Annotated in this window: 9 protein-coding genes; all 9 read left to right on the forward strand. The window is 61.5% G+C overall.

Going from position 1 to position 9,352, the window contains the following annotated elements; genetic code table 11:
• The coding region (locus tag ACLTXB_RS18075; RefSeq protein ID WP_428227906.1) for a penicillin-binding transpeptidase domain-containing protein at positions 1-1,351 on the forward strand (1,351 nt) is incomplete at its 5' end.
• Positions 1,352-1,400: 49 nt separating this feature from the next.
• Positions 1,401-2,888, forward strand: coding sequence for a UDP-N-acetylmuramoyl-L-alanyl-D-glutamate--2,6-diaminopimelate ligase (locus tag ACLTXB_RS18080; RefSeq protein WP_428227907.1), 1,488 nt, complete (start codon positions 1,401-1,403; stop codon positions 2,886-2,888).
• 68 nt (positions 2,889-2,956) lie between these two features.
• A complete protein-coding gene (mraY, locus tag ACLTXB_RS18085; protein WP_008981631.1) occupies positions 2,957-3,946 on the forward strand; it encodes a phospho-N-acetylmuramoyl-pentapeptide-transferase in 990 nt (329 codons plus the stop codon).
• Between the two features lie 74 nt (positions 3,947-4,020).
• Positions 4,021-5,223, forward strand: a complete 1,203-nt coding sequence (locus ACLTXB_RS18090) for an FtsW/RodA/SpoVE family cell cycle protein (RefSeq protein ID WP_428227908.1) — start codon at positions 4,021-4,023, stop codon at positions 5,221-5,223.
• 33 nt (positions 5,224-5,256) lie between these two features.
• On the forward strand, positions 5,257-5,871 hold the full coding sequence (locus ACLTXB_RS18095) for a UDP-N-acetylglucosamine--N-acetylmuramyl-(pentapeptide) pyrophosphoryl-undecaprenol N-acetylglucosamine transferase (protein ID WP_428227909.1): 615 nt from the start codon (positions 5,257-5,259) through the stop codon (positions 5,869-5,871).
• A gap of 132 nt (positions 5,872-6,003) precedes the next feature.
• Entirely contained in the window at positions 6,004-6,369 is a 366-nt protein-coding gene (locus tag ACLTXB_RS18100) for a UDP-N-acetylglucosamine--N-acetylmuramyl-(pentapeptide) pyrophosphoryl-undecaprenol N-acetylglucosamine transferase (protein WP_428227910.1), read from the forward strand.
• 60 nt (positions 6,370-6,429) lie between these two features.
• Complete coding sequence (gene murA, locus ACLTXB_RS18105) at positions 6,430-7,770, forward strand: UDP-N-acetylglucosamine 1-carboxyvinyltransferase (protein WP_428227911.1); 1,341 nt, start codon at positions 6,430-6,432, stop codon at positions 7,768-7,770.
• Positions 7,706-8,548 carry a cell division protein FtsQ/DivIB gene (locus ACLTXB_RS18110; RefSeq protein WP_428227912.1) on the forward strand — a complete coding sequence of 281 codons (843 nt, stop codon included), beginning with the start codon at positions 7,706-7,708 and terminating at the stop codon, positions 8,546-8,548. The genes murA and ACLTXB_RS18110 overlap by 65 nt, the downstream gene beginning before the upstream one ends.
• Positions 8,549-8,691: 143 nt before the next feature.
• Positions 8,692-9,352 (forward strand): cell division protein FtsZ (gene ftsZ, locus ACLTXB_RS18115; RefSeq protein WP_428227913.1); only part of this gene is annotated, 661 nt, incomplete at its 3' end.

Here is a 9,352-nt window from a genome sequence, read left to right on the forward strand (position 1 = left end):
GGCCAAGGGTGCGGCCCGTGAAAAGCAGTGGAGCAACCGGACTGTTAAGGAGACCTACGAGCCCGGCTCTACCTTTAAGGCTCTGGTGCTGGCCGCCGCTCTGGAGGAGGGCGTGGTGTCTGAAAATGATACCTTTGACTGCCCCGGCTACTACAACATCGGCGGCTGGCGCATCAACTGTTCCAAGCGCACCGGCCACGGACACCAGACCCTGGCCGAGGCGGTGCAGAATTCCTGTAACCCCGCCTTCATTGAGATCGGTCAGCGGCTGGGAGCGGAGAAGTTCTATGAATACTTCCAGGCCTTTGGCATGACGGAGAAGACCGGCATCGATCTGCCCGGCGAGGAAAAGGGCGTCAACTGGGGCAGCAACATGGGCATCGTAGACCTGGCGGTGGCCTCCTTCGGTCAGCGCTTCAACGTCACCCCCTTGCAGATGGTCACCGGTTTCTCCGCCGTCATCAACGGCGGCAACCTGTACCAGCCCTATGTGGTGCAGAAGGTCACTGATTCGGAGGGAAATACCGTCAAAGAGAACAGCTCCACCCTGGTGCGCCAGGTGGTGAGCGAGCAGACCAGCCAGCGGGCACGGGCCATCCTGGAGACCGTCGTCTCCGAGGGCGGCGGCAGCAACGCCTATCAGGCGGGCTACCGCATCGGCGGTAAGACCGGTTCCGCTGAGACCCTGGAGGACGGACGTACCATCGTCTCCTTCATGGGCTTCGCTCCGGCGGACGATCCCCAGGTCATTGTCCTGATGGCCTACGACACCCCCAAGGAGGCATCTCCCGGCAGCTCCTACGGCACCTGCGGCGTGTACATCAGCGGCGGCGCCATGGCAGCTCCCCGGGCGGGCGAACTCATTGCCCAGATCCTGGACTACATGGGAGTGGAGAAACAGTACACCACCGAGGAGTCGGCGGCCACCACGGTCACCACGCCTCAGGTCACCGGATACACCGTGGCCGACGCGGCCGTCCGGTTGGAGAAGAAAAACCTGACCTACCGCACAGTAGGAACGGGCGATGTGGTCACCAGTCAGGTGCCTGCCGCCAACTCCGCCGTGCCCGGCGGCTCCACCGTGATCCTCTACCTGGGGGATGCGGCGCCGGAGGAGACGACCACCGTGCCCAACGTGGTGGGTATGAGCTATGAAGGGGCAAAGAAAGCCCTGGAGGCCCAGGGCCTGTTCATGCAGGCGGCGGGCAGCAGCACCTTCTACAGCGAGAGCTCCAAGGCCCAGAGCCAGAGCGTGGCTGCCGGAGAGAGCGTGGCCACCGGCACCATCGTGCAGGTCCAGTTCAGCACGTTGGTGGAGGACGGAGCCGCCGACTTCTATGAGATAACATAGTGCGCGTAACTTAGAGAGAATGAAACTGCACCCGTGAGGGGTGACGACTGTGAAGCTGTGGCAATTGTTAGCCGGCGTTCCCCTCACGGGGGAACCTTATTCTCAAGATATGGAAATTACTTCCATATCCTACGACACCCGAACCCTGCTTCCCGGCGCGCTGTTTGTGGCGCTGCCGGGGGCGAAGACAGACGGCAGTCTGTACATTGACGAGGCCCTGGCCAAAGGGGCTGCGGCGGTGGTGTGCCGCCGCCGTCCCCAGCGGGAGGGGGTATTCTTCACCACGCCTGACCCGCGGCGGGCTCTGGCCTTGCTGGCGGAAAACTGGTTTGGCCATCCCGGCCGGGAGATGACCCTCATCGGGGTCACCGGCACCAACGGAAAGACCACTACTACCTTTTTAATTAAGGAAATGCTGGAGGGGGCGTTAAAGACCCAGGTGGGTCTTATCGGTACCATCCAGAACATGGTGGGGGAGCGGGTGCTGCCCGCCCACCGCACCACGCCCGAGAGCTACGAGGTGCAGCAGCTTTTAAGGGAGATGGCCGACAGCGGCTGTACCCATGTGGTGATGGAGGTGTCCTCCCACGCACTGGTGCAGCACCGGGTGGAGGGGCTGGATTTTTCCGTGGCCGCCTTCACCAACCTGACGCAGGACCACCTGGACTACCACCATACCATGGAGGAGTACCGCTCCGCCAAGGAGCGCCTGTTCCATCAGTGCCGCCGTGCGGTGCTGAACCTGGACGACGAGGCGGGGCGGTGGTACCGGGAGCGGCTGGCCTGTCCGGTGTTCACCTACTCGGAGAACAAGGACCAGGCCGACCTCACCGCCAAGGGCATCCGCCTCTACCCCGGACAGGTGGAGTTTGAAGCGGTGGCCCGGGAGCAGATCCAGCGGGTGTTCCTGCCCATTCCCGGCGGCTTTACCATCTACAACGCCCTGTGCGCTCTGTCGGTGGGACTGTGCCTGGGACTGCGGCTGAGCGAGTGCGCCGCCGCCCTGCGCAGCGCCCGGGGCGTGAAAGGGAGAGTGGAGGTAGTTCCCGTACCCACCGCCTATACGGTGCTCATCGACTACGCCCACAGTCCCAACGCCCTGGAAAATATCCTGCTTACGGCCCGGGATTTTACCGCCGGAAGGCTCATCTGCCTGTTTGGCTGCGGCGGCGACCGGGACCGCACCAAGCGGCCTATTATGGGCGGCGTGGTGAAGGAACTGGCTGATCTGGCGGTGGTCACCTCGGATAATCCCCGCACCGAAGATCCCGAGGACATCATCCGGGATATCCTGGCGGGCATGGAGGGAGAGGGAGCTCAGATCCATGTGGAGCCAGACCGGCGGCAGGCCATTGCCTGGGCGCTGTCCCAGGGGCGGCCCGGGGATGTGATCGTGCTGGCAGGGAAGGGACATGAGACCTATCAGGAGATCCAGGGGGTGCAGTACCCCATGGACGAGCGGGAAATCGTGGCCCAATATTTTTCCAGCGCCCCTTCGTGGGAAAGGACTGGAAATCTTCCGGCGGGTGTAGTATAATACCTTGTTTCAATCCTTCGCAGTTCTGACCCTGGCACAAAAGAGAAAGAGGACCTGGAGGTTTCGACATGACATATATTCTCAGCTTCATTGTGGCCTTTGGCGTGACCGCCATTGCCGGACAGATTTTGATCCCGGTACTGCGCCGGCTCAAGGCCGGACAGTCCATCCGAGAGGACGGACCCACCTGGCATATGTCCAAACAGGGCACCCCCACCATGGGCGGCCTGATGTTTATTCTGGGTATCGCCGTGGCGGTGGTGGCCGCGGGCTGGCAGGATTTCCAGCACGGACTTCATAACCACATTGTGGTGTTCCTGTTTGCCCTTGTGTTTGGCGCCATCGGCTTCATCGATGATTTCCAGAAGCTGCGCCACCACGCCAACGAGGGTCTCACCGCCCCCCAGAAGTTCCTGCTTCAGCTGGCGGCGGCCATCGTGTTTACCCTGCTGCTGCGGAAGGACGGCTACCTCAGCCCTGACCTGTATATCCCCTTCTTCAACATTGAGATCGTGGGTATCCCCTGGGTGATTTACATGATCTTTGCCGCCTTTGTTATGGTGGGCACCGTCAACGCGGTGAATCTTACCGACGGCATTGACGGCCTGGCCACCGGCGTGACCATCCCGGTGATGATCTTCTACGTCGCCGTGTCCGCCTGGTATGGCAAGAGCGATCTGGTCACTGTCTCCGCCGCCATGGCGGGTGGCCTGTCTGCCTTCCTCATCTATAACTTCCATCCGGCAAAGGTGTTCATGGGCGATACCGGCTCCCTGTTTTTGGGCGGCGCGGTGTGCGGCATGGCCTTTGCCCTGGACCTGCCCCTGGTGATCCCCATTGTGGGCCTGGTGTATGTGCTGGAGGTGCTCTCCGATATTATTCAGGTGGTCTACTTCAAGAAGACCGGCGGCAAGCGCTTTTTCCGCATGGCGCCCCTGCACCACCACCTGGAGCTGGGCGGCTGGAGCGAGACGAAGTTGTTTTGTGTGTTCTCCGGCGCTACCCTGATCCTGTGCGTGCTGGCCTTCTGGGGAGTTATGTACAGATACCCTATGTGACCATAACTTTTTGTAATTTTACTTAGCATATTTTCTCTAAGTATATCAGTAATCCGCCTCAAAGGAGGAATTCCATGGCCCGAAAACCCAAACGTGACCTGACGGTAGAAGAGCAGCTGGCCCGTGGGCCCATGGATCTGCCCTTTTTGATGCTGGTGATGATCCTGCTGGGCATCGGCCTTATTATGATGTTCTCGGCCTCCTATGCCACAGCCTATTATGACAGCAAGGTGGCCGACCCCCTGTACTATATCAAGCGCCAGGCCATGTTTGCCGTGGTGGGCGTGGCGGTCATGTATGTGGTGTCCAAGATCAACTACCAGACCTTCCGGTGGATGTCGGTGCCCGCTCTGATTTTCAGCATCATTTTGCTGCTGCTGGTATTTACCCCGCTGGGCCGCAGCCACAACGGCGCCCGGCGGTGGCTGTATCTGGGTGTGGAGTTCCAGCCGTCCGAGATCGCCAAAATCGCGGTCATCCTGTTTTTTGCCGCCCGGCTTTGTAAGCGGGACAGCCGAAAACCTCTGCGGTACAAAAATCGCACCTTTACCGGGCGGATGCTCAACCGCCTGGAGCACATCGGCTTTCTGGAGCTGGTGCCCTACATCGCCGTGCTGGGCACGGTACTGCTGCTGGTGCTGCTGGAGCGGCACATGTCCGGCACCATCCTGGTCATGGTGGGTGCCGCAGCGGTGCTGTTTGCCGCGGGCATCAATATCTGGTGGTTTATCGGCGGCGGTGCTGCGGTAGGTTCCCTGCTGGCCTTTATCATGCTGGCCACGCCCTATATGAATGCCCGTATCGACCTGTGGCTGGACCCTTGGGGCCAACGCCAGGGGAATGGCTACCAGACGGTGCAGTCCCTGCTGGCCATGGGGTCGGGCGGTTTGCTGGGCCTGGGGCTGGGCAACAGCAAACAGAAGATGCTCTATCTCCCCGAACCGGAAAACGACTTCGTTTTCCCCATCGTGGTGGAGGAACTGGGCTATATCGGCGGGGCCGTGGTGATCATCCTGTTTGCCCTGCTCATTCTGCGGGGCTACTGGCTGGCTCTTCACGCCCGGGATAAGTTCGGAGCCCTGACCATCGTGGGCATCATCACCCTGTTTGCCACCCAGGTGTTTTTGAACATCGCCGTGGTTACCAACCTGATCCCCAATACCGGCATTTCTCTGCCCTTCTTCAGTTACGGCGGAACAGCCCTGCTGATACAGTTGGGGGAGATGGGTATGATATTAAGTATCTCCCGTCAGATCCCCGCGCCCAAGCACGATTAAGGCCCTTGGCCTGATATAGAACGAGGTGGTTTCATGAATATCCTCTTTACCTGCGGCGGTACCGCCGGACATGTAAACCCGGCGGTAGCCCTGGCACGCATTTTCCAGGAGCGCAATCCCGGCTGCCGGGTGCTGTTTGTGGGAGCGGACGGAGGGATGGAGACCCGGCTGGTGCCCAAGGAGGGCTACCCCATCCAGACGGTGACCATTACCAACTTCCACCGCTCTCTGGCTCCTGCCGACATCGCCCACAATCTGGGCACCCTGGTGAATATGCAGAAGTCCAAGAAGCAGGCCCAGCGCATTTTGGATGAGTTCCAGCCCGACCTGGTGGTGGGCACCGGCGGCTATGCCTCCTTCCCTGTGGTAAAGGAGGCCGCCCGGCGGCATATCCCCACCGCCGTCCACGAGTCCAACGCCGTCCCCGGACTGACCACCAAGGCCCTGTCCAAGGTGGTGGACTGCGTGATGGTGGGCTTTGAGGAGAGCCGGGCCCACTACGATAACCCCGATAAAGTGGTAGTCACCGGTACCCCCGTGCGGGGCGACTTCTTCCGCTACACCCGGGAGGAGGCCCGCAAGCAGCTGGGTATTGAGGACAACCGTCCCCTGCTGCTGTCCTCTGGGGATCCCTGGGCGCGGAGGTGATGAACCGCCAGATGGTGGACTTCATCGCCAAGGAGTGTTATGAGGGCACTGTTCCGCCATCCGCCGCGCGGGCCGGGACTTTCCTGGATGCAGGAGGAGTTGCCGCATGGGGGCTGAAGCTGGGGACAACGGGTGGAGGTCCGGGAGTATATCTACGATATGCCTCTGGTGATGGCCGCCGCCGACGTGGTTCTCTGCCGGGCGGGCGCATCCACCATCTCGGAGCTCACCGCCATTGCCAAGCCGGCCATTCTGGTGCCCTCCCCCAACGTCACAGCCAACCACCAGGAGAAGAACGCCCGGGTGCTGGCCGACCAGGGAGCGGCGGTGCTGCTGCTGGAGAAGGACTGCCAGAGGGACGAGCTCTACGAGCAGGCCGAAGCGCTGCTGCGGGACCGGCCTCGCCGGGACAGCATGATCCGGGCGCTGACCAGCATGGCGGTGCCCGATGCGGGGGAAAAGATCTATATTACCCTGCGCTCGCTGATGCGGGGCTGAAACCACTTTTTTGATGTTTGCATAGGATAGCCTGAACGAAATGAAGTTGGAGGCTATCCCATGAGCATGTATGAAATCCAAGGCGGCAGGCCGCTGGGCGGGCGGCTGAGGGTCCAGGGGGCCAAGAACAGTGTTCTTCCCCTGCTGGCCGCCGCGCTGCTGGCTCCGGGCCAGAGCGTGATCCATAACTGCCCCGATCTCTCGGATGTGTCCGCCACCCTGGATATTCTGGCCCTGCTGGGCTGCCGGGTGGCCCGGGAGGGGGAGACAGTGACGGTGGACGCCGCCGCCCTGAGCGGCAGCGCCATTCCCGAGCGGCTGATGCGGGAGATGCGCTCCTCGGTGATTTTTCTGGGGGCGCTGCTGGCCCGTACCGGGAGCGCCCGGCTGTGTTATCCCGGAGGCTGTGAGCTGGGTCCCCGGCCCATCGATCTGCACCTGGCCGCCCTGCGGGGGCTGGGAGCGGAGATTCGGGAGGATGGGGAGTGCCTCACCTGCACCGCGGGCCGCGGACTGCGGGGGGCGCGGATCCATCTGCCCTTTCCCAGTGTGGGAGCCACCGAGAACGCCATGCTGTGCGCCTGCGGAGCTCAGGGGGTGACCACCTTGGTGGGAGCCGCTCGGGAGCCGGAGATCGTGGATCTGGAGCGCTTTCTCAACAAATTGGGAGCCAGGGTGTCCGGCGCGGGCACGCCGGTGGTCACCATTGAAGGAGGCCATCCCCTTCACGGAGCGGAGCACACGGTGATGGGCGACCGCATCGTGGCTTCCACCTGGCTGTGCGCCTGCGGGGCGGCAGGAGGGGAGATTGCCCTGACCGGTGTGGAGCCGTCCTCCCTGGATACGGTACTTTCCTGCCTGGAACAGGCGGGGGGAGAACTGGGGTGCCGGGGAGAGGAGATCCACTTCCGGAGCACGAAACCCCTGCGGGGCATCCCACCGGTACATACCGCACCTTATCCCGGCTTTCCCACCGACGCCCAGGCCATTCTGATGGCCGCCCTGGCAGGTGGAAGAGGCCAGACTTTGTTTGTAGAAAATATGTTTGAGAGCCGCTACCGCCATGTGGCGCAGCTGCAGCGCATGGGGGCGGATATCCGGGTGTGGGGCCGCTCCGCCGTGGTGACGGGCCGCCCTCTGCACGGTCAGCGGGTGGAGAGCACCGACCTGCGGGGCGGAGCTGCTCTGGTGGTGGCCGCCCTGGGGGCGGAGGGAACGACCCAGGTGACCCAGCTGAGCCATATCCGCCGGGGCTATCAGGATATGGAAGGCACCCTTCGGCAGCTGGGAGCAGACATCCGCCTGCTCCCCACAAACAGAGATACAGGAGAAGACCATGGCATCTGTGAGACACAACCGAAAGCGAAAACGCCGCCGCAGCCGGCTTGGCGTGCTCTTTAAGCTGCTGTGCCTGGCGGCGCTGGTGGCGGCCCTTACCTTTGGCGCCACGGTATTCTTTCAGGTGGAGACCATTGCCGTGACGGGCAACAGCCGCTATACCCAGGATGAGATCATTGCCGCCTCCGGGGTACAGGTGGGGGATAACCTGTTTCGCATGAACAAGAAACAGATTTCTCAGGAGATCCTCCATCAGCTGCCCTATGTGGAGTCGGTATCTATTCTCCGCGGACTGCCCAGCACCATCACCTTCCAGGTGACCGAGTGGGATGCGGTGGCTCAGGTAGAGGTGTACGCCCAGGGGCAGACGGAGGAGAGCGGAGAGGAAGGAGAGTCCCAGCAGGCCGCGGCCAAGGAGACCTGGCTCATCAGTGTGGGCGGCAAGCTGCTGGAGCCGGTCTCGGCCTCGCACACCGCGCCCATCTCGGTGACCGGGCTTACGGCCCTGGCGCCTGAGGCGGGCTCGATGCTGGCGGTGCCCCAGGATCAGCAGAGCAAGCTTACCGCGCTGACCAACGTTTTGGAGAAGCTCCAGCAGCAGGGTATGATGAGCCGGGTCTCTTCCATTGATCTGACCCACGTCTCCTGTATGGTGCTGCGGCTGGACGGGAGCATCGACGCCAAACTGCCTCTCACGGGGGATACCGCGTATTATCTCCGGGCACTTAATGCTGCCGTGGAGGAGGAAAACCGCCGCCGCGGCGGTCAGGCGGTGGGTACCATGGATCTCACGCAAAAGGAGTATACCGCCATCTTTACTCCGGCTGAGAGTGGTGGATGATATTTTCCAACTTTTTCTCTTGACCTGCTGAAAAAAGAGCGATACAATGAATCAAGATATAGCCTTGATTCTGCATCCGCTCACAATTGCTTGTTTTTGGGCGTTTGTGGCGGAGTTTCATTTTATACTTAGGAGGAACGACAATGGCCTTCGGAATGGATATGGGTCCTGACAGCGTAGTCAATATTAAAGTAATTGGTGTAGGCGGCGGCGGCAACAACGTAGTCAACCGCATGGTGCGCACTGGAACCAAGGGTGTCGATTTTATTGCGGTGAATACCGATAAGCAGGCGCTGGCCGTCTCTGCCGCTACCTATAAAATTCAGATCGGTGAAAAGCTCACCAACGGCCAGGGCGCCGGCTCCAACCCTGAGGTGGGCCGCAAGAGCGCCGAGGAGAACCGCACCCAGATCTCCAAGGCCCTGGAGGACGCCGACATGGTGTTCATCACCGCCGGTATGGGCGGCGGCACCGGCACCGGCGCGGCTCCCATCGTGGCCGACATCGCCAAGGAGATGGGCATCCTCACCGTAGGCGTAGTTACCAAGCCGTTCCGTTTTGAGGGCATGCGCCGGATGAAGCAGGCCGAGGGCGGCATTGAGGAGCTGCGCTGCAAGGTGGACTCCCTGGTCATCATCCCCAACGAGCGTCTGAAGCTGGCTACCGATCAGAAGATCACCATGCTCAACGCCTTTGAGATCGCCGACGACGTGCTGCAGCAGGCCGTTCAGTCCATTTCCGACCTTATTAAAAACACCGGCTTCATCAACCTGGACTTTGCCGACGTATCCGCTGTTATGAAGG

Source organism: Flintibacter sp. (assembly GCF_046973065.1).

Coding starts and splice junctions, on each gene's coding strand:
- mraY (WP_008981631.1), top strand. CDS start 2,957: ATGACATATATTCTCAGCTTCATTGTGGCCTTTGGCGTGACCGCCATT.
- ACLTXB_RS18090 (WP_428227908.1), top strand. CDS start 4,021: ATGGCCCGAAAACCCAAACGTGACCTGACGGTAGAAGAGCAGCTGGCC.
- ACLTXB_RS18095 (WP_428227909.1), top strand. CDS start 5,257: ATGAATATCCTCTTTACCTGCGGCGGTACCGCCGGACATGTAAACCCG.
- murA (WP_428227911.1), top strand. CDS start 6,430: ATGAGCATGTATGAAATCCAAGGCGGCAGGCCGCTGGGCGGGCGGCTG.
- ACLTXB_RS18110 (WP_428227912.1), top strand. CDS start 7,706: ATGGCATCTGTGAGACACAACCGAAAGCGAAAACGCCGCCGCAGCCGG.